The following is a 24,748-nucleotide window of genomic DNA, read 5'->3' on the forward strand; positions in this document are numbered from 1 at the left end:
CAAAAAGAGATATGAAAAATTTAAAAAATTATATAGTTGTATTATTGATGCTTGTATTTTCTGGATGCAGCGAAGATTTAGAATCTATCAATTATGACGAGATTAATCCGAGCATTTTTCCAAGCTCGGAGGCTGATATTCAGGCTATAGTAGCTTCTGCTTATTATCCATTGAGAGGTTCTTACGGAAACGGAATCCATTCTACTTCTGAAAACGGATTAATGTTTATGCTTGATGCCACAACAGAAATTCTTCAGGGACCTTACGGCGTACAGCAAGAAGCTTCTTTGCATAGTTATAAAGCGACATCGACTGCCTTTACACGCTTCTATGATGTATTTTACAACAAAATAAGCGGTATGACTTTGAGTATTGACAGAATTCAATCATCAAATGTAAATGAGTTAATTAAAAAACAAGCCGTTGCCGAAATTAAATGTGCAAGAGGATTATTAGCGTACGAACTTTTTGATTTATACGGACCGCTTGTTGTAGCACCTTTGGATGTACTTAAAAATCCGTTGAAAGAAGAGCCTTTGGCAAGACTTTCAAATGCAGAAATGGTAAGTTTTATTGAAAATGATCTTAAAGCCGCAGCTGTAGATTTAAAAGCTCCGGGCGAAACACCTTACGGAAGATTCAGCAATGGTATGGCCAGAATGGTTTTGATCAGATTATATCTGCATGAAAAAAGATGGGCAGAAGTAGAAGAGCAGGCAGCCGCAATTATGGCAATGAACTATTATGGCTTAGAAGAGAATTATGTTGGTTTATGGGATATTAAAGCTCCTGTTGACAGCAAAGAAGTAATTTGGGCAGTTCCGGCAGATTATGCAGGAACAAGTGAAAACCAATGGCAGCTAATGGCATTGCCAAATAATTTCCCGGGCCGCGGCGGCTACGGAACCATTCAAAGTTCATGGACATTTTATGATTCTTTTGAAGCAACAGATATTCGTAAAGGTGCACTTATTGCAGAATTTACAGGAACTGATGGCGTAACATACAATAGAGCAAATCCGGCAAACTACATGCAGTTAGGACCAATTCCTTTAAAAATTGACCCGGATGTTGCCAGAACAACCGCGTTGACAACTGTAGATATTATTGTATATCGTTATGCAGATGTTTTATTATCAAGAGCAGAAGCAATTGTAAACAAAACAGGAACGCCAACGCAGGAAGCAATCGATTTGGTAAACATCGTGAGAAAAAGAGCCAAAATCAGTGAAATTGTATTAGCAGATTATAATACACTGGCTAAATTCAACGGTATGATTCTTTTAGAAAGATCACACGAATACTGGTGTGAAAACGGACAATATCGTTCAGATTTAATCAGACACGGAAAATATACAGAACATGCTATTGCCTTAAACGGTGCAGCAAGTCAAAGTGCTCCATACAAAGCGTTGTTCCCATTTTCATTAGACAGAATTAGTGAAGGAAAAGGTAAATTTATTCAGAATCCTGGATATAATTAATTAGAAGACGGATATCACAATTGGTGAAGGAATAAAATAAATCAGATAATTTAATTATACAAAAAATGAAAAATTTACTAATGTTAATCTGCCTTTTTCTTAATGTCGCATCAAGCTGTCAAAGCGATGGCGGCGACAAAAATGAAGGAGGCGAACAAGTAAACGGAGTTGAAAAAGTAACTTACACGGTTTCTAACGAAGTTTTTACCAATCCGGAACGTGGATTTATGCATACATGGCAGGTAAATTCTGAAGGAGCAGCAATGACAGCAGCCTCTTTAAATAATTTGAAAAAAGAAAATGTAAGCCTTATTCTGCGTTTGTATTATTTGGAGAAATTTAAAATTTCGGCTTTAAGCCAGACACAATTAGATCTTATCAAAACCGATTTTACTCGTTTAAGAGAAGCTGGTTTAAAATGTGTTTTGCGTTTTGCGTATACAGATGCTCAGGATGGTTCAGATGCATCTGTAGCTGTAATTTCTGGACATTTAGATCAGTTGAAACCAATTTTGGAAGAGAACAAAGACGTAATTGCTTTTGTTCAGGCAGGTTTTGTTGGAGCTTGGGGAGAATGGTACTATACCACAAACCAGCTTACAACGCCGGCAAACAAAAAACTGATCCTGGACAAACTTTTAGAATCTTTTCCAAAAGAAGTAAAGATTCAGGTGAGAACTCCAAAAATTAAACAAGATTTCGTTGCCACTACAACAGCAATGGATGCATCAGTTGGTTACGGAACTTCAAATACAGCCCGTTTAGGTTTTCATAACGACTGTTTCATGGCGAGTGTAGATGATTACGGAACATACATAAATGTTACTGCCGAAAAAACATACATAAGCAATGAAGCACTTTATGTACCAACTGGAGGAGAAACTTGTCCGCCAACAGATGTGCCAATCGCGAGCTGCAGTATTGCCGAGAAAGAAATGACAATGTTAAAATGGACCTATCTAAATCTTGATTATTATGGTCCCGTTTTACAAGAATGGAGAAACAACAACTGCTTTACAGATTTTGAAAGAAAACTGGGTTACAGACTTTCGTTAGCATCGTCAAGTCTTAAAAAAGAAGCCGCTTTAAATGGAACTTTAGAGTTTGAAGCATTGTTGAATAATGGTGGTTTTGCTCCGGTTTACAATCCAAAAAATGCTTATTTAATATTAAGAGCAACTTCTGGCGGAACAGTTTACAAGAAAAAATTAAACTTCGATGTTAGAAAAGTAGTGCCAAGAGTTACGTACGATTTAAAAGAATCGGTGAGCTTATCCGGAATACCGGCAGGAACTTATGAATTGTTATTAAAAATCGAAGACAGTTCGACAAAACTAGTTGACAGACCAGATTATTGTATTCGTTTTGCTAATACAGGAGTGTGGGAAGCTGCAACCGGATTTAATAAATTATCACAAACGGTTATCATTAAATAGTTATTAAAACATTTAAATTAAAAACCATGAAAAAAATAAAACTAACCAAATACATAACATTGCTTGTCGCTTTGTTATTGCTGACAGCTTGTTCGGGCGATGGTGCTTCATCAGACGATTCAGCAACAAAACCAACCGCAGATTTCTCATTTACAAATGACGGAAGCACGTTTACATTTACTAATCTTTCCACAAACGGTACAAAATACAGATGGGATTTTGGAGATTTATATTATACATCAGGAGAAAAAGATCCGGTTTATACCTATAAAATTGGAGGAGAAATCAGGGTTTCATTAACCGTAACCAACGAAAACGGAGAAGAAGCTTTTATCACCAAAACCATAACTGCTCCAAGAATTATTATCATTGACATTAAAATCGACGGAAAATTTACAGATTGGGATGACGTTGCTGTAACAGATCAAAATACATCTGGAAACGGTTCAATCCAGAAAATTAAAATCTGGGCTGGAGGTCCAAATGTTAATGTGTATTTAGAAGGAAACAAAAAAATGCTGATGGAATTGGTTGACATGTACATCAATACAGATGGAAATACGCAAACCGGATTCTTACACAGCAATTGGTCGCAAGGTTCTGGAGCCGAATTTTTATTTGAAGGTCCTGTAGTAACCAACGGCTGGGGACAATTCTACAACCACACCGATCCAAACGGAGGCTGGGGATGGGCCGGAATTGCAGGCTCAGGAGCAAATTTAAAAGCATCATCAATTGTGAGTTTAAATGACACAACAAATGCGATCGAATTCAGCATTCCGAAAACACAGTTAGGAACATTAGGAAGTTCAATAGGTATTGCTATTACCGAAATGAATGGAGGATGGGGATTAGTTGCAAACTTCCCAGAAGCACCTAAGTTTTCTACACTAGAATTGTAGTTTGTCATCGATAGCCGGTCAAAATGTGCCATTTGGCGAAGAGTTTTTTGGAGATTAATTTTTTAAGCCAAATGGCATAAGCTATCGAGTTTAGATAATTAAAATAATCCCAGTTGATTAAATATAAAACTGGGATTATTTTTAAAAAAGAAATAGGAAATAATATGACTAAAACAATTGCCAATAGCCGATTAATGTCTGTGGATATACTGCGAGGATTTGATCTTTTGATGATTATAGTGGCAGACCGATTTTTCTATAATTTGAATACAGCGGCAAATACCAGTTTAACAAAAACGCTGGCTGACCAGTTTGAACATCCTGAATGGATTGGTTTTCATTTGTATGATGTTATAATGCCGTTGTTCTTATTTGTTGTAGGCGTTGTTATTCCGTTTTCATTAGGAAAAAGAAGCAAAGAAACGTATTCAGATTTTAAATTATACAGACACATTTTAAAACGATTTGTAGTGCTGTTTATATTAGGATGGATCGTGCAGGGAAATCTTCTTGAATTGAATATTTCAAAGTTTCACATCTTTAGTAATACACTTCAGGCTATTGCCGTTGGATATTTATTTTCCTGTATTGCTTATTTGAATTTGTCACGAAAAGGAAGATATATCTTCTTTGTAGTTTGTCTCGTTCTGTATGCTCTTTTATTATCAATTCCGAGTTACTTTGGCCACAATTTCGAATTATTACCAGAAAAAAATCTTCCCATATTTATCGATCAGCAGGTTTTTGGACAGTTTTACGATCAAACACAGTATTCCTGGCTTTTGACAGGTTTAGGATTTACAGCCACAACATTATCAGGATTGTTTGCAGGAGAATTGCTTTTATCTTCTCTTTCAAGAAAAAAAATAGCACTTTACCTTTTCCTAATCGGAGTAACTGCAATTATTCTTTCACTGATAATTGGCATCTGGCATCCTATCATTAAAAAAATATGGACAAGTTCATTTGTAATTTTTTCATCAGGAATCAGCTTTGTTTTATTAGCTTTATTCTATTGGCTTGTCGACGTTCAGGGTTATACAAAATGGGTTTATCCGTTTCGGGTAATCGGTTTAAATGCAATCGCAGCTTATGTTGGCTCGCATGTTTTTAATTTCTCCTTGATCGCCAAACAGATTTTCTTTGGTTTTGAGCAATTTACAGGAGCTTATTATGACGCCTTTTGCGATTTAGCCGGATTCGGAATTCTTTATTTCATACTTTGGTACATGCACAAAAACAAAACCTATATAAAAGTGTAATAAAACAAATTGTTACAAATAAAACGTTCAAACAAAAAATATCACTAAAATAAAAAAAATGAAAAGTTTAAGATTTTTACTAATAGCATTTTTGCTATTCAAAGTCTGCGACACATCGGCGCAGCTTATTAAAACCAAAGCACCAAAAAGAGACAAAGGACAAACAGATGTTTTACGTTTAGCAACACCGGCAATTCCGCATGTTCGTGTAGCAGTTATTGGTCTGGGAATGCGCGGTACAGGTGCCGTAGGGCGTATTCCGCATGTTCCCGGAGTAGAAATTGTAGCATTATGCGATATGCTCGAAGAAAGAACAAAAGCTGCAAACGATACATTAGCCAAACTTGGAGCTCCAAAAGCGCAGGAATTTTTTGGAGAAGATGCCTGGAAAAAAGTAATAAAATTAGAAAATGTAGATTTGGTTTATATTGTTACCGACTGGAAACACCACGCTAATATTGCAGTGCAAGCCATGAAAGATGGAAAACACGTAGCCGTAGAAGTCCCGGGAGCTTTAACCATGAACGAAATCTGGGATATAATCGATACTTCAGAAAAAACACGTAAGCACTGCATGATGCTGGAAAACTGTGTGTACGATTTCTTCGAATTGACAACATTAAACATGGCGCAGCAAGGTTTATTTGGCGAAATTCTTCACGCAGAAGGTTCTTATATTCACGGATTGCAGCCGTATTGGGGAAATTACTGGAACAACTGGAGAATGGATTATAACCGTAAACACAGAGGTGATATTTACCCGACACACGGAATGGGTCCGGCTTGTTTAGCCCTAAATATTCATAGAGGAGATAAAATGAATTTTCTGGTTTCGATGGACACAAAAGCAGTTGGAAATCCTGCATTTATAAAAGAAAAAACAGGAGAAGTTGTAACCGATTTTAGAAATGGAGACCACACCATGACGATGATTCGCACCGAAATGGGAAAAACAATTCAAATTCAGCATGATGTTACGAGTCCAAGACCTTACAGCAGAATGTACCAATTATCTGGAACAAAAGGTTTTGCTAATAAATATCCAGTTGAAGGTTATGCAATCGATGCAAAAGAAGCCGGAGCAGAAATTGCTAAAAACTATCAAAATCTTAATGCCGAAGAATATGTTTCTGAAGACGTAAAAAAGATTTTAATGGAAAAATATAAAAATCCAATCGTAAAAGATATCGAAGAGCTGGCTAAAAAAGTAGGAGGTCACGGAGGAATGGATTTTATTATGGATTACAGAATGTTTTATTGTTTACAAAAAGGACTTCCTTTAGATATGGATGTTTACGATTTGGCCGAATGGTCTTGTTTGAGCCCGTTAACAGAAATTTCTTTAGACAACAATTCAGCACCGGTAGAAATCCCGGATTTTACCCGCGGAAGCTGGAAAAAATTAAACACAGTTGAGTTTTCAAAATAAACTAAAATACTTTCTAATGAGCATTTAGTTTTTTATTGTTAATATTTGTTAGTTATCTACAATGCCTGTAAATCTCGAATTTACAGGCATTTTTTGCATAAATGATTCAAAACCTTATTATTAGTCTGAAAATATTTTAATCATTTGATTAAATCTATTGTTTAATTCAAAAACATTTTTATCTTTGCCAAATATTTACAACAATATGGCCTCAAAAAGCAAAGACGCAAGTACCGAAGAAAAGATAAAAGAAGCAGCACGAATAGTATTTACCCAAAAGGGATATTCTGCTACGCGTACTCGTGATATTGCCGAAGAAGCAGGAATTAATCTGGCGCTTTTAAATTATTATTTCAGAAGTAAAGAAAAACTTTTTGAATTGGTAATGTCTGAGAAAGTGGCAAAATTATTTGGTGTAATTGCACCCATAGTTAATGGCGATACAACTTCGATAGAAGAAAAAGTAACCTTGATAGCTGATAATTATATCACGATGCTGATTCAAAATCCAGGTTTGCCCTTATTTGTTTTAAGCGAAATAAGAAATAATCCCGAACATTTTGGGAACAAAGTACAAGCCGGAAAATTATTGACCGAATCCATTTTTGTACAACAATTGAAAGAAAGAAAACCGGATATTAATCCGCTGCATTTTATTATCAATCTTTTATCAATGTGTATTTTCCCTTTTATAGCAAAACCGGTTTTAGAATCAGCCGGAGTTATGACACCAAGTCAAATGAATGATTTTGCAGAAGAAAGAAAAAAATTCATTGTACAATGGTTTAAAGCTATGATAAGCTCCTAGCTATTTTTTTGGACTAAATTTAATCAAATGATTAAAACGAATTATTAAATATTAAAAAATTGAGTATGAAAAGGTTATTTGTAGTTATACTGGTTTTTCTTCCCGTATTTCATTTTTATGCACAGCAAAATGACAAGTTATTACGACTTCAGGATTGTTATGTATTAGTAGAAGAAAATTATCCGTTATCTAAAAAACGAGATTTAATTGCCAAAAGCGGTGAATTCACGATTGATAATATTGCCAAAGGCTATTATCCTAAATTCGACATTTTTGGTCAGGCAACGTATCAATCTGATGTTACAAAAATGCCAATTAGTCTTCCGGGCGTTGAGGTTCCCATTTTAAATAAAGATCAGTATCGCGCTTACGCAGAAGTGAATCAGCTGCTTTATGACGGAGGAAATTTGAAACAGCAGAAAGAAATTGTAGAAAAACAAACCAAAGTTTCAGAGCAGCAGCTTCAGGTTGATTTATATGCTGTAAAACAAAAAGTAACCGAACTTTATTTTGGAATTTTAGTTTTTGACGAACAGCTGCATCAAAATAATTTACTCAAAAACGATATCAATATCGGAATCAAAACGGTTCAGGCACAGTTGAATAACGGAACAGCCTACAGAAGCAGTTTAGATTTACTTAAGGCAGAATATCTAAAAGCCGATCAAACCGCAATTGGCATTCGAAATTACAAAAAAGCCTATTTAGATATGCTGGGGCTTTTTATCAACTTAGAATTATCCGTAGACACAAAATTAGAAACTCCGGATATTATTGTAAATTCAATTGAAATTAATCGCCCTGAATTACAGCTCTTTAAATATAGAAATGAAAGTCTGGAACTGAGTAAAAAAACAGTTGATATTGCCAATTTACCAAAGTTCAATTTCTTCTTGCAGGGCGGTTACGGAAATCCGGGACTTAATATGCTGGAGGTTGGCTGGAAATCCTATTACATTGGCGGAGTAAGGCTAAACTGGTCTTTAACGGGACTTTATACAGATAAAAAACAAAAACAGATTATCGACATTAATAAACAGCAGCTCGAAGTCGACAAAGAAGTTTTTCTTTTTAATACCAATCAATCCATAAAACAGCAAAGTGCAGAAATAACAAAACTCGAAGAATATCTGGTTTCTGATAATGAAATTATAACACTTAGAAACAATGTTAAAAAAGCTGCTTTGGCACAATTAGACAATGGCGTAATTGATTCCAGCGATTATCTGCGGGAAGTAAATGAAGAAAACGCCGCAACGCAAAACAAAATTATACATGAAACAGATTTGCTTTTGGCAAAATACAGACAAAAATTAATAACCGGTAATTAAGCATAAGATGAAAAAAATAGCATTTATACTAATAGCAGCAATAGCAATATCATGTTCTGATAATAAAAACGAATTTGATGCAACAGGAACTTTTGAAGCCGTAGAAACCATTATTCCGGCAGAAGCGGGCGGTATAATCAAAGAATTAAATGTTGAAGAAGGTAATCTTTTGAAAGAAAATCAAGTTGTAGGTTTTATAGATACGATACAGCTTTCGCTAAAAAGAGATCAGCTTTTGGCACAAATTAAGGCAACGCAGAGTAAAAAACCCGATATCAATTCGCAGTTAGATGTTTACAGAGAAGAACTAAAACAGGCAAAATTAGATCAGCAGCGCATGCAGAATCTGGTTAAAGCCGATGCCGCAACTAGAAAACAACTCGATGATGCCACAACAAAAGTTTCAGTTATTCAAAAACAAATTACTGCCTTACAAACACAGCTTAATATTAGTACAGCAGGAATTGACGATGAAACCCAAACTTTAAAAGTTCAGATAAGTCAAATTCAAGATCAGCTGGCTAAATCAAAAATTGTAAATAAAACGAACGGAACAGTTTTGACAAAATATGCTGAGGTAGGAGAGATGGCGACAATTGGTAAACCGCTTTATAAAATTGCCGATTTATCAACAATAAATTTAAGAGTTTACATTACCGGAGATCAATTACCAAGTATAAAATTAAACGACAATGTAAAAGTTTTTGTAGATGCCACAAACAAAACCTACAAAGAATACAGCGGTGTTGTAGAATGGATTAGCGATAAAGCGGAGTTTACGCCAAAAACAATTCAAACAAAAGACGAACGCGCCAATTTGGTTTATGCAGTAAAAGTCAGAGTTAAAAATGATGGTTATTTGAAAATCGGAATGTATGGCGAAATCAAACTCAAACTTTCAAAATAATGGAATCGGTTGTTGTAAAAAATATTACCAAAACCTACGGAAAGGAAAAAAAGGTTGCCGTAAATGATGTTTCATTTTCGGTAAATAAAGGCGAGCTTTTTGGATTAATCGGTCCGGACGGTGCAGGAAAAACCAGTATTTTCAGAATCCTGACTACACTTTTATTAGCAGATAATGGATCAGCTTCTATTGACGGATTGGATGTGGTAAAAGATTTTAAATCCATTAGAAATACAATTGGTTATATGCCGGGGAAATTCTCTTTGTATCAGGATTTAACGGTTGAAGAAAACCTGAATTTTTTCGCCACATTATTCGGAACTACAATTGAGGAAAATTACAATTTGATCAAAGATATTTATGTTCAGATCGAACCTTTTAAAACCCGAAGAGCAGGAAAATTATCCGGCGGAATGAAACAGAAACTGGCTTTGTGTTGTGCTTTAATTCATAAACCAAATGTTTTGTTTCTGGATGAACCTACAACCGGAGTTGATCCTGTATCAAGAAAGGAATTTTGGGAAATGCTCCAAAAACTGAAAAAGCAGGATATTACCATTATTGTTTCGACACCTTATATGGATGAAGCCAATCTTTGTGATCGTATTGCATTAATTCAGGACGGAAAAATTCTTTCAATTGACAGTCCGAAAAATATAATCCAAAATTATCCGGATGCACTTTTTGCCGTAAAAGCAGAAAATATGTATTCACTTTTGAAAGCTTTAGTGTTATATCCAAATCGGTTAATGAGTTATGCTTTTGGAGAATTTGCTCATTTTTCTTTTAAAGAAAACCCAAACAAAGCAGAGTTATTAGCGTTTTTGGAAACAAAAGGAATTAAAAATATAGAGATAAAAGAAGCAGCCGTAACGATAGAAGACAGTTTTATAAAACTCTTAAGTTAAAACCAATTTTTATGAACGAGAAAGTAATTTCGTGCAAAGCATTAACCAAAAGATTTGGAGATTTTACTGCCGTAGATTCCATCACCTTTGAGGTGGAAAAAGGAGAGATTTTTGGATTTCTCGGTGCAAACGGTGCTGGTAAAACAACAGCTATGAGAATGCTTTGCGGTTTATCGAACCCAACATCCGGCGAAGCAAAAATTGCAGGTTTTGATATTTATAAAGAAACCGAGAAAATAAAGAAAAGTATAGGATATATGAGTCAGAAATTCTCGTTGTACGATGATTTGACGGTTCGGGAAAACATTACCTTTTTTGCCGGAATTTATGGTTTGAGCGATAAAGCAATCAAAGAAAACAGCGCAGCGCTTTTAAAACAATTAGGAATGGAAGATCAGGCAGACAAGCGAGTAAGTTCACTTCCGTTAGGATGGAAACAAAAACTGGCTTTTTCAACCGCTATTATCCATAAACCTGAAATTGTATTTCTGGATGAACCCACAGGCGGCGTTGATCCTGTAACACGCAGACAATTTTGGGATTTAATCTACGAAGCATCCGGAAACGGAATTACCATTTTTGTAACCACGCATTATATGGACGAAGCCGAATATTGTAACCGGGTTTCTATAATGGTAGATGGAAAAGTAGAGGCGCTCGATACGCCGACAAATCTAAAAAAACAATTTAGCGTAACCACAATGGATGAGGTATTTTATCATCTTGCCAGAGAAGCCAAACGCGGAGAATAATTTATACTATGAAACAGTTTCTAACATTCGTAAAAAAAGAATTTTTGCACGTACTGCGTGACAAGAAAACACTGCTGATTCTCTTTGGAATGCCGGTGGTGCAGATTCTTATTTTTGGTTTTGCTTTAACAAATGAAGTAAAAAACTCCCAAATAGTTGTGGTTGATTATGCCAAAGATATTGCCTCACAAGAAATTATTACCAAAATTGAAGCAAGCCGTTATTTTGAAATTAGAAAAAGCCTTGCCGGAAGCAAAGAACTGGAAGCCGCATTTAGAACCGGCGAAATAAAAATGGCCGTTATATTTCCTGAAGGGTTTAATAATCAGCTTTTGCATCAAAATAAAGCACAGATTCAGGTTTTGGCAGATGCCTCAGACCCCAATAATGCGACAACATTAACCAATTATGTGACGTCGATTATAAACGATTATCAGGCCCAATTGAATCAGGAAAATACGGTGCCTTTGCAGATAAAACCTGAAGTAAAAATGTTATACAATCCGCAGTTAAAAGGAGCGCCAAACTTTGTTCCCGGCGTTATGGCTCTGGTTTTAATGCTGGTCTGCGTAATGATGACGGCTATTGCTATTGTAAAAGAAAAAGAAACCGGAACCATGGAAATTCTTTTGGTTTCACCGTTTAAACCTTTAATGGTCATACTCTCAAAAGCAGTTCCGTATCTTTTACTTTCGATGGTAAATGTAATTTCCATTTTATTATTGAGCGTATTTGTTCTCGATTTACCAATTGAAGGAAACATACTTTTACTTTTTGCAGAAAGCACTTTGTTTATTATAACCTGTTTGACTTTAGGAATATTTATTTCGGTTAAGACAGATTCGCAGCAAACCGCTATGTTGATTTCATTACTCGGAATGCTTTTGCCAACATTACTTTTCAGCGGATTTATGTTTCCTATCGAAAATATGCCTCTGCCTCTGCAATGGTTTTCAAATGTTGTGCCTTCAAAATGGTACTATATTATTGTAAAAGGAATTATGATAAAAGGATTAGGATTCTCCTATGTATGGAAAGAAACCTTAATTCTGTTAGGAATCACTATTTTCTTATTGATCATAAGCCTTAAAAGCTTTAAAATACGTTTGTCATGAGAATCATCAAATTTTTACTCATCAAAGAGTTCAAACAAATATTTCGTAATCGCGCCATTTTAGCCGTGATAATGGTAATGCCGGTTATGCAGCTTATCATTTTACCGCTTGCCGCAAATTATGAAATTAAAAATATTAATCTGGCCGTCGTTGATAACGATCGATCTGATTATTCAAGAGATTTAATTAATCAGGTTGTAGCTTCGGGCTATTTCAAATTAAGAACTTACAACGATTCTTATAAACAGGCTTTTACACAATTAGAAGAAGACAATGCCGATTTAATTCTGGAAATTCCACACGGATTCGAGCAAGATCTTATTAAAGAAAATAAACAGCAGCTTTTTATTGGCGTAAATGCCATTAACGGAACAAAAGCCGGATTAGGAGCAGGTTATATCAGTGATATTATAAGAGAATACAATAATGGCTTGCGAAAAAAACTAAATGTTCCGACAAGTTTTAATGCTATTCCGGTAATAGAAATTACATCATCAAACTGGTACAATCCACATTTGAATTACCAATTGTATATGGTTCCGGGAATTCTGGCTATTTTGGTTACGCTTGTTGGTGGTTTTCTTTCGGCATTAAATATTGTAAAAGAAAAAGAGGCCGGAACAATTGAGCAGATTAATGTTTCTCCGGTCAAAAAATATCATTTTATTTTAGGAAAATTAATTCCGTTCTGGATTCTTGGCAATGTCGTTTTTACATTAGGATTATTGGTTGGCTGGATTTTTTACGGAATAATTCCGCTGGGGAATATTCTTGTTTTATACGCTTTTATAGCGGTTTATTTACTGGCCATTTTAGGTTTCGGATTACTGGTTTCCACCATATGCGATACACAGCAGCAGGCAATGCTTATCATGTTCTTTTTTGTCATGATTTTTGTTTTAATGGGCGGTTTGTTTACGCCAATAGACAGTATGCCGGACTGGGCAAAAACCGTTTCAAAATTCAATCCGATAAGTTATTTTATTGATGTAATGAGAATGGTTGTTATAAAGGGAAGCGGTTTTAAAGATGTTCAAAAACATATTATAATTATGGTAGGTTTTGCCATTGTTTTGAATATTGCCGCCGTTTTAAATTATAGAAAAACTTCTTAAATTAATTTTTGAAGTTTTTAAATCGCTTCAATAGATTTACATAAGATAGAAACAGCCTGCTCCATTTCGTCTTTTTCTAAATGTCCAAAACCTAATCTTGTGGCGGTTAGATCTTTTGTTTGGTATAAAATGGTTTTGGGCAGAAACAAATCATTTTTGGCACATTCTTTTTGCAGTGTAATCAAATTAAATTTATCAAGCCATTCGATCCAAACTGCCAAACCTCGCGCAGGAACTTTAAATTTAATTTTTCCTTTCAGTTTTTCATTTAATAACGAAACGAAATAATCGCGGCGTTCTTTATAGATTTTTTTATTTTTCTTAGAAAGACGATGCACTTCGCCTTCATTAATCCATTCGGTTAAAACCTGTTCTTTTAAAACATCAATTCCGGGTTCGAGAATGTTTTGATGTTTTTCTAGTTCAGAGATAAATTCCGGCGGGGCGGCAACAAAACCATAACTAAATCCGGAAGGAAGCGATCTTCCAAACGAACCTATATAAACCACTTTTTGATTGGAATCAAAAGCGGCTAATGGCAAAATGGGATTATTGTCATAATGGAAATCAAAATCGTAATCATCTTCCAGAATCACAAAACCATATTGATTAGCAAGCTCCAGTAATTCCTTTCTTCTTTTAGCACTTAAAGAAATAGTCGTTGGATAGTTATAATTTGAAGTCAGATATAAAACCCTGATTTTTGTTTCTTCACAAATTTCTTTCAAACGATTGGTATCAATTCCGTCCTGATCGACCGGAATCGTAATAATCTGCGCTCCGGTATTTGTCAACGTCATATTCGAAATATAATATCCCGGAGAAGCCACAACCACTTTATCGCCTGAAGAAATCAGCACTTTTGTAACCAGATACAAACTAATTTCATGACTGCTCGTTGTAAGTAAGTTCGCCGTAGCAATCCGTAAACCGCGCGTAAGATTTAAATAATTGGAGAAATGGGTTTTAAAATTTAAATGTGAGCGAATTTGAATTTGCTCGTATGTTTTCGAAGTTTTCTGTCTCTTTAATTTTGAAACATAAAGCCTCGCTAAAATATCATTTTGAACCAATCTTAAATCCGGCATTCCGTCATTAAATTGATACGGAAGACTGCTGGTTTCAGTTGGATTTTCAAGAATGGTCGAACGTTTGAATTCAAAACCCGGATTAATTTCTAAGGGATTTTGTTTCTCTTGAATTATAAATTCGGAACTATTTTTTTGTTTGTGCTGAGAAAGGATAAAAGTTCCTTTATTAGGAAGGGTTTCAATCCAGCCCTGAGATTCTAAATCCTGAAAAGCCTTTATTAAAGTGTTTCGGTTTACAGCTAAAAGTCTGCATAAAATGCGTGTTCCCGGAAGTTTTGTTCCTTCGGGAAGAAATCCCGTTTGTATCGCTTTTATAAATTCAAAAACGATCTGCAGGTAAATTGCCGTGTTTTCTTCCGGCTTAAGCTGGATAAAACTTTTGAAAGGAATTTGAACCGGACCACTCATAATTACAAAACTGGTATACTTGATTAGTACGGCAAGATACTACTTTTGCAAAAATTTTAAACCAAAATGAAAAAAATCTATTTTGCTGTTATAGCATTAATATGTACAAACTTTTATGCCCAGACAAAAAGGGATTCGATTATAGAGATTGATGAGGTTATTATTCATGAAAACCGTTTAAGTACGCCAATTTCAAAACAAAACAGAAACGTTTATGTTATTAGTAACGAAACGATTAAGAAATTACCGGGAAGAACGCTTCAGGAAGTTTTGCAATATGCAAATGGAGTTGATATAAGACAAAGAGGACCTTTTGGAGGACAGGCCGATATAAGTGTAGACGGAGGAAGTTTTGAGCAGACTGTTGTTTTGTTAAATGGTGCGAAAATAATTGACTCTCAAACGGCTCACAATATGCTTAATCTGCCTCTTCCGGTTGAAGCGATTGAAAGAATTGAAGTTTTGCGTGGTCCGGCTGCGAGAATATTTGGAATCAATAGTTTAACTGGAGCCATTAATATTATTACTAAAAAGCCAACGAAATCGGGAGTTTTACTAAGCACTTATGCAGGTTCTAATTTTGAGAAAGATTCTGACGATACGGGAGATACATTTTACGGAGGCGGAGTTCAGGTTGGAGCTGTTTTAGGTAAAGAAAAACACCAGCATTCTATTTTTGCATCGCACGATAAAAGCAACGGATACCGCTATAATACAGGTTTTGAAAACAATAAAATCTTGTATCAGGGAAATGTTCAGATCAATGATTCAAATGAAATTTTAGGTTCATTTGGTTATGTAAATAACGGATTTGGAGCAAACGGATTTTATGCAGCGCCGGGAGATAAAAATTCTACGGAAGTGGTGCAGACTACTTTTGCTAATATTCAATCGAAACATTCTATTACGGACAATTGGAAAATTATGCCAAGAGTAACGTATAGATACAATTATGATGATTACAGATATTTAGGAAATAATAACCTAAACGCAGGAAGAAGCCAGCATTATACCAATTCTATTGCGGCAGAATTAAATTCTTCGATTAAAACAGAAAATGGTGAAATTGGTTTTGGTGCCGAATTCAGAAACGAAGATATTCATTCCTCAAATATTGGAGATCACGATCGTGAAAATGTAGGGATTTATGCAGAATACAGAACGTATTTGTTTGAGAAACTGAACGTGAATTTAGGAACTTATCTTAATTATAATTCAGATTATAAATGGCAGATTTATCCAGGGCTTGATGCAAGTTACGAGTTGACAGACGAGTTTAAGGTTATTGCTAATGTGGGGACTAGTCAAAGGATTCCTTCGTTTACAGACTTGTACTTGAATCAGCGTCCGGGAAATATTGGAAATCCTGATTTGGAATCTGAAAATGCTTTTCAAAGTGAATTTGGATTTAAATTCAACAGAAAATCTTTAAACTTAAATGTGAATTATTTCTACAGAGAAATAAGTAATTACATCGACTGGACAAGAATGGTGACAACCGTGCCGTGGCAAAGTCAAAACTATGGTGATTTAATTACAAACGGTATCAATATGCGAGGCTCATACAGATTTGACCTTTCTGATGCTTCGAAATTTAATTTCACTTTAGGCTATTCTTATTTAGATTCTAAATTTAAAGATACCCGCGATGAACCGTATTCTAAATATTTGATTTCATCTTTAAAACATCAGGTAACCAATACAATAGATTTTCAGCATAAAGATTTCTCAGTTTTATTAGCGACTCGTTTTAACGAAAGAGTTACCGGAGCTTCTTACTGGATTAATGATGTTAGAGTTAGTCAGTCTATTAAAAAGTTTACCATTTTTATTGATGCTCAAAATATTTTCAATACAACCTATTATGAAGTTGGGGCATTTCCTTTACCGGGAAGATGGTTTAGTTTAGGAGCAAAATTTGTTACTTTTTAAATACAAAGGTTAGTTATAAAAAGGAGGAAGATATTCGATATCTTCCTCCTTTTTAATTCATATTTCTAAATTCTATTGGCGTTTTTCCTGTTTTTTGTTTGAAGAGTTTATTGAAATACTGCGGATATTCAAATCCTAATGAGTAGGCGATTTCGCTGACCGATTTATCACTGTTTAATAAAATGTTTTTGGCTTCTTCAATTAAATAGAAATGAATATGATCCTGAGTATTTTTACCAGTTTCTTTTTTAAGCAGATCACTTAAATAACTTGGTGAAAGATATACTTGTTCTGCCAGATATTTAACAGTTGGTAGTCCTTTTTCGTTACTGTTTTTTGCATTAAAATATCCGGTCAATATTTTTTCAACCTCGGTAACTACAGAGTTATTCGAACTTTTTCTGGTAATAAACTGTCTTCCGTAAAAACGGGAACAATAATTTAAAAGAAGTTCAATGGTAGAAACAATAATGTCCTGACTGTGTATATCGATGTTTTCCTTTAATTCTCCTTCAATTTTAAGCACACAATCGTATAAAATCTGTTTTTCTTTCTCTGACATATGGAGCGCTTCTGACATATCGTATGAAAAAAAACTATAGTCTTTTAGTTTGCTATTTAAAGAAGTTGCCCTGATAAGGTCTGGATGAAAAAATAGTCCCCAGCCTATCATATTTCCCGAAACTTCAATCTCGCCATCCATTTCGATAACCTGATTTGGAGCGACACAAATCAAACTTCCATCTTGAAAATCAATGATTTTCCGTCCATATTTGATATTATTTTTATTGTAGTTTTTGAATATCAATCCATAGAAATCGGGCGAAATTTTGGTGTCTTCCGTAATCTGTTCATTTACCTGACTAAAATCTACTACCGCAATAAGAGGATGCAGAATAGGAGTTTCCAGATGAAAAAAACTAAACAAATCTGAAATCGTTTGTAAATGTATAAATGTGCTCATAAAAGAATCATTATTGTAAATATACCACTTTTTAAAAGACCTCTAAGAATCACCACAATTATGATGAATTCTTAGAGGTTTATCAGTTTAAAAAAATCAAAGCCCGAATTGTGCTTTCATCCCGCCAATAAATGTATCATCATCATATTGCTTACGGTTTTCAATAATAACCTTTGCATCTTCTCCGGCGTGATATCTTAGTTTATTTGTACCATCGGTAGCTGCTTCATAAATTACTTCAGCCACTAAACTTGCAGGCGAAGCAGTGTCAAATAAAGCAGGCAATGCTTCCATTACTTTTCCAACCATATTTTGATATTCGATAAAAGTTTCGTCATTGCTAAAATCAAACGAACGTCCGGCAAAATCAGTTGCAATAGCACCAGGCTCAATAATTTTAACTTTTCCGCCAAATTGTTCCACCTCAAAACTTAAAGATTCAGAAATACCTTCAACAGCGAATTTAGTTCCGTGGTACAAGGCGCCCAAAGGAAAAGTCATTTTACCTCCAATTGAAGAAATATTGATAATAATTCCATTCTTATTTTTACGAAAATGAGGTAATAACGCTTTAGTAACATCAAGAAGTCCAATAACATTGGTATCAAACTGGCGTACAATTTTTTCTCTTGTAAAAGATTCTAAAGTGCCATAAGCGCCATATCCTGCATTATTTAATACTACATCAATCTTTCCAAATTTAGAGATTCCGGCTTTTACCGCATTTTCGATAGATTCTAAGTTCAATACATCAAGATTAGTAACCCAAACATTCTGCAATGCTGTTAATTCTGTTTCGTTTTCGGGATTACGCATTGTAGCGATCACATTCCACCCTTTTGCCTGAAATAATTTTGCAGTTTCTTTTCCAATTCCGCTGCTTGCTCCTGTAATTAAAATTGTTTTGTCCATTTTTTTGTTATTAAATTAATGGTGTAAAGGTCTAACCAGAAGCGTGGTTACGAATAATACTAATTCAGGCAATTTGTATTCTTTTTACGGTTTTTGAAAATAATTTTTAAAAGAAATATAATAAAAAAGGCCTGTAAACGTAATGTTTACAGGCTTTGTGTACTTGAAAAATTATAATTCGATTTGAAATAAACTCACTGTTGCATTTTGATAATGAGCAGGAAGTGTATCTGTATTTTTTAGTTTAGAAAGTCCTAAAAAAGTAAAACCACATTTTTTATAATAATTAATGAGTTCCAAATTTTCACCCACAGTATCCATGCGGATAAAACTTTTTTTATTATCCAAGACATATTGTTTTGCCCACTCGACAATATGCGAAACAAGATTTTGACCTCTAAAATCAGGGTTAGTTGCAATTCGATGAATATAAACAGAAGGTTCACTATTACGTTCTTCCCAAATTTGAGGATCGTCAAATGTTGTTGCCCAGACGCAAGCGATTTTATTGTCAATAATGATTTTCCATTGCCTATTTTCAGCAATTTCTTTTTGCACAATATTTAATTCAAATTCTGGCCAATGTACAATATACTTGGACTTTTGAAAATCTGTAGCTATTTTGTAAAGCCTGAAAATTTTGTCAATGTCTTTACTTGTAGAATTTTGTATTTCCATTTTTTATTTCTTGATTATAGCCGTGATTTCAACCTCTAGTAAAACATCTTTACGAAATAATTGCTTTACTTCGACAGAAGTTTGTGCGGGAGGTTTGACAGTATTGATGTATTTATTTCTAATGATTCTGTATAAAGGAAGATTAGAAATATCCGTAAAATAATTATTGAGTTTAACAATATCATGAGTAGAACCACCAGCTTTTTCCAGAATTTTTTTAATACTAGAAAAAATATATTCTGCTTGTTGTTCAAAATTTCCTAAACCCACGGTATTTCCATATGCATCAAGTGCTAATTGACCAGATAAAATCAGCATTTTGGAAGTTCCCAAGTCAATTTCAACATATTCGGAATAGCCAAATTGTGATACTTCATTAAATTTAATGATGTCATTCATTGTTTTTGATTTTTGTGTATTAATTTGAGCGAAAGTCATTATTGACGAAAACAATGATAATAGTATAATGTATTTCTTGCTTACATTAAACTTTGTTGTAAAAAGCATTATTTTGAACTATTATTTGATACAACGCTGTCAATCTCGGTTTCGGTAATTCCATACTTAGCCATTCGAGTGCGATGATCTGTTGACCCTAAATACTTACGAAGTTGTTCATTTACAGCTTGCAGAAGCTTTTGATTTTCCTTGCTAAAGGAGAACGCGCCAACAGGTGCTTTTACGTCTTTGCTATTTTCGTGAGGAATTGATTCTAGTTTTGGATTAGCATTCGCAACGGCATTATTTCCAACGGCCGTGGCTGCAAATGCATCAATCTTTCCAGTCAGCAGTGCGTCGATTAATTCCTGCTGGTTATTGAACATTACAATTTGACTATCGCTTACGCCGGCAGACTTTGATTTTTCAATCTGCACTTGACCAGGGATAAGCCCTAAATGTACATCGCTTCTCATTGCCACGGCTTCATAGCTAGTTAGTTTCTTCGGATTTCCCCGCTGTACAACAAAACCATCGCCAAGTGACCAGACCGGTAAGCTAAAAGCCACAAGTTTTGCACGCTCTGGTGTGACAAAAATAGGGACGTTCATATCCCATCGACCTTTCTGAATACCAGACAAAAGCTCATCGAACGTGGTGAGATGATATTCAATATTTGATATGCCAATTGCTTGAAGAATGACTTTGGCAAGTTCAATGTCAGCACCCTTTACGAGATTACCTTCAGTCCAATAGAAAGGCGGTTCATCAACATAAGCAATTCTATATTTCTTGTTTTTGTCCCAATTTAAAGGAGAATTTTGTGCTTCCATAACTGTAAAAATTAGTGTGCTGATAAAGATTATCAAAATTGTTTGCTTCATTTTATGAGTCTTATTAAAATGATGTTTGCAAAGTTATAAAGACAAATTTTACAGTAACAGATACAGATTTTGATTATTTTTATGTAACAGAATAAGAAAAAACAATGTATGTGGAAGACTTTGAGCTAAAGTAAAACAATTAATTTGTGGGATGTTTCAGTTCTTCTTTAAGCAGTTTTCCTAATTTGATAAGAGCATCTTCAACTTTTTTCTCCCATAAACGGCAATAATTCACCCGAATGTAGTTTTGGTAGTCTCCTTTTGATGAAAATATTTCACCCGGTGCAAAGGATAAGTTGTGTTCATGGGCTTTTTCCTGAAAATTAGAAGTATTGATATTTTCTGCTAACTCAATCCAAATGACTAAACCGCCGCTGGGTCTGGTTATTCGGGTTCCTTCGGGAAAGTATTGTTCAATAATAGCAATGGTACGATTTAGATTTTTATGTAACTCCAGTCTGAATTTTTGCAGATGTTTTTCGAAAACTCCTGAATTTACTAATTGCAACACCACTTTTTGATTAAAAGTTGAAGTAGAATGATTGTGCATTGATTTAATGCGTGCGACCTGATCTGCAAATCTTCCAGCTGCACACCAGCCAATACGAAAACCGGGAATAAGTGTTTTGGTAAAAGAACTGCAATACATTACCCATCCATTAGTATCATAACATTTTATGGTGTCTGGTCTGCTGCCTTTAAAAAATAATTCGCCATAAATATCATCTTCGATTATAGGAATTTGAAGTTTATTTGCTAATTCAGCCAGTTGCTTTTTTCCTTCTGTACTAACACTTGCCCCATCAGGATTATTAAAATTGCTGACTATAATGCAGGCTTTAATGGAACGTTTCTCAAAAGCTTCTTTAACATCATCTACTAATATGCCTGTTGCAGGATATGAGGGTATGGTTACAACTTTCAAATCCAAACATTCGAGGACTTGCATCACACCATAATAACAGGGATCTTGTACTAAAACAGTGTCGTCAGGTTTAGTAACTGCTTCTAAGCAGCATAAAATAGCTTCTAAGGTGCCATTAGTAATGATTATTTCATCAGCATGAATTAAACCTTTCCAAATCAAGGATCTTTTAGCTATTTCTTCCCGAAGGTTTTTGTTGCCATTTCGAGTTTCAAGTCCCAGATAACTGCCGCTAATATCTCTTGATGTTTGTTGAATTGCTCGTTTGATACCATTAAAAGGCAATAATCTATTATCTGGAATTGCAGTGGCAAATGACACGAAAGTTTTATTTGGGCTTTCAAAGGCTAATTTTTGCAATAATTGATCGATATGAACACTTCTTTCTGATAATGAAACTGGTAATGCTTTTGGCAAAGGAAATGTTTCAAAAAGACGGTCATTTACAAAGTAGCCTGATTTTTCTTTGGATACTATCAGTCCTTTATCTATCAAATGATTAAAGGCTTGCAGAATAGTTCCTATACTTAATCCCTTTTTTTTGTGCAGACTTCTTAACGATGGCAGTTTCTCTCCGGATTTAAATATTCCATCATCAATCATTTTAGCGATTCTATTTGCAAATGTGAGATAAGCTGGCTCTTTCATAAGATTAAATCTGTTACAGTAAAATTTACAAAAAATAAATCTGTCAAAGTTAATAAAATGAATATTAAGATAATCAGATTGATTTTGTTTCTGTTTTAATATAAAAAAAGACCTGTAAACGTAATGTTTACAGGCCTTTTGATATGTTATAGGACAAATTTCCTAATTAGTCCCCGCAGCACCTTTATCTACAAGAAATAATAATTCTCCGGAAAGAGGTTTAATCAACTGCATTGGGTAAGTCGTTGGATTGTATACTCCTGTTGTTACTTCTTTTAAAGCATGCGCTTTTTTCTCTCCAAAAGCCACTACAATAATCTTTTCGGCTTTATTGATTAATGGCGCAGTCAGCGTAATGCGGTGCATACTTTGTGGTGCTAAATAATAAGCTGTAACCCATTTATTTTGTTCGTCTAAAACCGCTTCACGAGGAAAAAGAGAAGCCGTATGTCCGTCGTCTCCCATTCCTAATAAGATAAGGTCAAATTTTCCTTCATCGCCTAAAACAGTTCTAATAGACTGCTCGTAAGTAACAGCAAAATCTTCTGGCGTTACACCGTCTTTATACATTTCAAAAATATTTTCTGCCGGAATAGGAACGTGGCTTAATAATGTTGCATAAGACATTTTTGCATTACTCAAATCATCATTTAACGGAACCCAGCGTTCGTCGCCCCAAAAAATAAAAACTTTACTCCAGTCTATTTTTGTTTTGTAAGCATCAGAAGCTAGTAACTTGTAAATTCCTGCAGGAGAAGAACCTCCGGTAAGTACAGCAGTAAATTTGCCTTTTTCGGCAATAGCTTTCTGTGCAGATGCTGCAAAAAGATCTGCGGCTTTCGTATTAATTTCTTCTGTAGTATTATAAATCTGTATCATTTAAAACTTCTTCTTTTGTTTGTGTATTCGGAATCCATTTATGTCCTTGACGGGCTAACAATTCGTCAGCTTCTTCAGGCCCCCAGCTTCCTGCTTTGTAATTAGGAAAACCAATTGGTGCAGTAGTTTTCCATACTTGTTGAATTGTATCAATAGCGTCCCAGGCTTCTTCCACCTGATCCCAGCGCATAAATAAAGTAGGATCTCCTGCTAAAGCATCTGCAATCAATGTTTCATAAGCTTCTGGCGACATTGTAGAACAAGAGAAATAGTCAAATACCATTTCTGCAGGTCTTAACGAAAGCGAAAGCCCAGGTTTTTTGGTCATAAACTGCAGTTTAATGTCCATTGCAGGCTGAATATTGATAATCAATCGGTTTGGTGTCATTCCTTCTTTACCATATGAAAAGGCAGAGTGCGGTACTGGTTTGAACTGGATAATAATAGAAGATTGTTTTTCTTCCATTCTTTTTCCGGAACGCAGATAAAACGGAATTCCCTGCCATCTCCAGTTGTCCAGATAAATTTTCATTGCCACATAAGTTTCTGTATTAGAATCCGGAGCAATTCCTTTATCCTCACGATATCCAGGAACCGGAGTTCCTTTTATTTCACCTGCACCATATTGACCTCTTACAATATAATGATCTACTTCTTCTGGTTTGATACGGCGAATCGATTTTAAAACATCAGCTTTACGATTACGAATGTCATCAGCATTTAATGAAGCAGGCGCTTCCATAGCGGTCATACATAAAATCTGAAGCAAATGGTTCTGAATCATATCTTTTAAAGCTCCAACACCTTCGTAGAATCCGCCTCGTTCTTCAACGCCCACTTCTTCTGCAACGGTAATCTGAACAAAATCAATAAAATTACGACTCCATAAAGGTTCAAACATTGAATTTCCAAAACGGAATGCCAAAATATTCTGAACCGTTTCTTTACCTAAATAATGATCAATTCTGTAAATCTGTTCTTCTTTGAAAGTCTCAGAAAGCATTTCGTTCAATTCAATCGCAGAGGCTTTATCGTAACCAAAAGGTTTTTCGATAATAATACGATCTTGTTTCGGATTTGCCGCAAGTCCAATCTTTTTGATATTGCTTGAAATTGTTGAAATAAAAGAAGGTGTAATCGAAAGATAGAAAAGACGATTAGCACGTTCACCAAAAGCCAGATCAAAATTGTTAATTTTTTCGTTTAACCCGATATAGGATTCTTCTTTATCAATATCAAGACTATGATAAGTAATGTGTGAAAGAAATTTTTCAGTTTCAGGATCAGAAATTCCTTTTTTTCTTGAAAAAGCATTTAGGTTTTCTAAAACATAACTGCGAAAATCTTCATTGGTTTTTTCTGCTCTTCCAAGAGCAATAATCTGAAACTTTTCAGACATACGTCCGTCAAGGTACAGATTTTGAAAAGCGGGAAAGAGCTTTCTCTTTGCTAAATCTCCGGTTCCTCCAAAAATAACGATGATTGTTGGATTCTTAAGTTTATTTTTAGTCATTGTGTGTAGTTGTGTTGCTTTAAGTTG

Annotated in this window: 22 protein-coding genes; 13 read left to right on the forward strand and 9 right to left on the reverse strand. The window is 34.9% G+C overall.

Features of this window, described 5'->3' with window-relative positions:
* The first annotated feature begins 11 nt into the window (after positions 1-11).
* From ASD98_RS07480 to ASD98_RS07535, 12 genes are all read left to right on the forward strand, one after another.
* Complete coding sequence (locus tag ASD98_RS07480) at positions 12-1,484, forward strand: RagB/SusD family nutrient uptake outer membrane protein (protein WP_056202208.1); 1,473 nt, start codon at positions 12-14, stop codon at positions 1,482-1,484.
* 65 nt (positions 1,485-1,549) lie between these two features.
* Positions 1,550-2,920: a DUF4832 domain-containing protein gene (locus tag ASD98_RS07485; RefSeq protein ID WP_056202210.1), complete on the forward strand. Its 1,371-nt coding sequence runs from the start codon at positions 1,550-1,552 to the stop codon at positions 2,918-2,920.
* 26 nt (positions 2,921-2,946) lie between these two features.
* Positions 2,947-3,822: a PKD domain-containing protein gene (locus tag ASD98_RS07490; RefSeq protein WP_056202213.1), complete on the forward strand. Its 876-nt coding sequence runs from the start codon at positions 2,947-2,949 to the stop codon at positions 3,820-3,822.
* A 113-nt stretch (positions 3,823-3,935) separates the two neighbouring features.
* Positions 3,936-5,084 carry an acyltransferase family protein gene (locus ASD98_RS07495; protein WP_056202216.1) on the forward strand — a complete coding sequence of 383 codons (1,149 nt, stop codon included), beginning with the start codon at positions 3,936-3,938 and terminating at the stop codon, positions 5,082-5,084.
* Between the two features lie 58 nt (positions 5,085-5,142).
* The gene (locus ASD98_RS07500) at positions 5,143-6,513 is read left to right on the forward strand and encodes a Gfo/Idh/MocA family protein (protein WP_056202221.1); all 1,371 of its coding nucleotides are present in this window, start codon (positions 5,143-5,145) and stop codon (positions 6,511-6,513) included.
* 205 nt (positions 6,514-6,718) lie between these two features.
* On the forward strand, positions 6,719-7,321 hold the full coding sequence (locus tag ASD98_RS07505) for a TetR/AcrR family transcriptional regulator (RefSeq protein WP_056202222.1): 603 nt from the start codon (positions 6,719-6,721) through the stop codon (positions 7,319-7,321).
* A 65-nt stretch (positions 7,322-7,386) separates the two neighbouring features.
* Positions 7,387-8,652, forward strand: a complete 1,266-nt coding sequence (locus ASD98_RS07510) for a TolC family protein (RefSeq protein ID WP_056202227.1) — start codon at positions 7,387-7,389, stop codon at positions 8,650-8,652.
* Between the two features lie 7 nt (positions 8,653-8,659).
* On the forward strand, positions 8,660-9,559 hold the full coding sequence (locus tag ASD98_RS07515; RefSeq protein ID WP_056202231.1) for an HlyD family secretion protein: 900 nt from the start codon (positions 8,660-8,662) through the stop codon (positions 9,557-9,559).
* Positions 9,559-10,467 carry an ABC transporter ATP-binding protein gene (locus ASD98_RS07520; protein WP_056202234.1) on the forward strand — a complete coding sequence of 303 codons (909 nt, stop codon included), beginning with the start codon at positions 9,559-9,561 and terminating at the stop codon, positions 10,465-10,467. Before ASD98_RS07515 ends, ASD98_RS07520 begins: the two co-directional genes overlap by 1 nt.
* An 11-nt stretch (positions 10,468-10,478) precedes the next feature.
* Complete coding sequence (locus ASD98_RS07525; RefSeq protein ID WP_082577804.1) at positions 10,479-11,219, forward strand: ABC transporter ATP-binding protein; 741 nt, start codon at positions 10,479-10,481, stop codon at positions 11,217-11,219.
* A gap of 8 nt (positions 11,220-11,227) precedes the next feature.
* Positions 11,228-12,334: an ABC transporter permease gene (locus tag ASD98_RS07530; RefSeq protein WP_056202236.1), complete on the forward strand. Its 1,107-nt coding sequence runs from the start codon at positions 11,228-11,230 to the stop codon at positions 12,332-12,334.
* On the forward strand, positions 12,331-13,449 hold the full coding sequence (locus ASD98_RS07535) for an ABC transporter permease (RefSeq protein WP_056202239.1): 1,119 nt from the start codon (positions 12,331-12,333) through the stop codon (positions 13,447-13,449). Before ASD98_RS07530 ends, ASD98_RS07535 begins: the two co-directional genes overlap by 4 nt.
* A gap of 17 nt (positions 13,450-13,466) precedes the next feature.
* Here ASD98_RS07535 and ASD98_RS07540 read toward each other — a convergent pair whose 3' ends face one another.
* A complete protein-coding gene (locus ASD98_RS07540) occupies positions 13,467-14,948 on the reverse strand; it encodes a PLP-dependent aminotransferase family protein (protein WP_056202242.1) in 1,482 nt (493 codons plus the stop codon).
* 66 nt (positions 14,949-15,014) lie between these two features.
* Between ASD98_RS07540 and ASD98_RS07545 the strand changes: the two genes are divergently transcribed.
* Positions 15,015-16,880 (forward strand): TonB-dependent siderophore receptor, encoded by a 1,866-nt coding sequence (locus ASD98_RS07545; RefSeq protein ID WP_056202244.1) that lies wholly within the window; start codon positions 15,015-15,017, stop codon positions 16,878-16,880.
* A 52-nt stretch (positions 16,881-16,932) separates the two neighbouring features.
* Here the strand turns inward: ASD98_RS07545 and ASD98_RS07550 are convergent, their stop codons facing one another.
* The 8 genes from ASD98_RS07550 to zwf all read right to left on the reverse strand — a co-directional run bounded on the left by ASD98_RS07550 (position 16,933) and on the right by zwf (position 24,721).
* Positions 16,933-17,844: an AraC family transcriptional regulator gene (locus tag ASD98_RS07550; protein WP_056202247.1), complete on the reverse strand. Its 912-nt coding sequence runs from the start codon at positions 17,842-17,844 to the stop codon at positions 16,933-16,935.
* Between the two features lie 96 nt (positions 17,845-17,940).
* The gene (locus tag ASD98_RS07555) at positions 17,941-18,756 is read right to left on the reverse strand and encodes an SDR family oxidoreductase (RefSeq protein WP_056202250.1); all 816 of its coding nucleotides are present in this window, start codon (positions 18,754-18,756) and stop codon (positions 17,941-17,943) included.
* Between the two features lie 171 nt (positions 18,757-18,927).
* Entirely contained in the window at positions 18,928-19,434 is a 507-nt protein-coding gene (locus ASD98_RS07560; RefSeq protein WP_056202253.1) for a GNAT family N-acetyltransferase, read from the reverse strand.
* A 3-nt stretch (positions 19,435-19,437) separates the two neighbouring features.
* Entirely contained in the window at positions 19,438-19,941 is a 504-nt protein-coding gene (locus ASD98_RS07565) for a Rid family hydrolase (RefSeq protein WP_199866272.1), read from the reverse strand.
* Positions 19,941-20,756 (reverse strand): transporter substrate-binding domain-containing protein, encoded by an 816-nt coding sequence (locus ASD98_RS07570; RefSeq protein WP_199866273.1) that lies wholly within the window; start codon positions 20,754-20,756, stop codon positions 19,941-19,943. Before ASD98_RS07570 ends, ASD98_RS07565 begins: the two co-directional genes overlap by 1 nt.
* Before the next feature lie 139 nt (positions 20,757-20,895).
* Entirely contained in the window at positions 20,896-22,329 is a 1,434-nt protein-coding gene (locus tag ASD98_RS07575; RefSeq protein ID WP_056202256.1) for a PLP-dependent aminotransferase family protein, read from the reverse strand.
* A gap of 162 nt (positions 22,330-22,491) precedes the next feature.
* Positions 22,492-23,208: a 6-phosphogluconolactonase gene (gene pgl, locus ASD98_RS07580; protein WP_056202259.1), complete on the reverse strand. Its 717-nt coding sequence runs from the start codon at positions 23,206-23,208 to the stop codon at positions 22,492-22,494.
* A complete protein-coding gene (zwf, locus tag ASD98_RS07585; RefSeq protein ID WP_056202262.1) occupies positions 23,192-24,721 on the reverse strand; it encodes a glucose-6-phosphate dehydrogenase in 1,530 nt (509 codons plus the stop codon). The genes pgl and zwf overlap by 17 nt, the downstream gene beginning before the upstream one ends.
* Positions 24,722-24,748: the final 27 nt, after the last annotated feature.

This window comes from Flavobacterium sp. Root186, assembly GCF_001428525.1.
Classification (GTDB): domain Bacteria; phylum Bacteroidota; class Bacteroidia; order Flavobacteriales; family Flavobacteriaceae; genus Flavobacterium.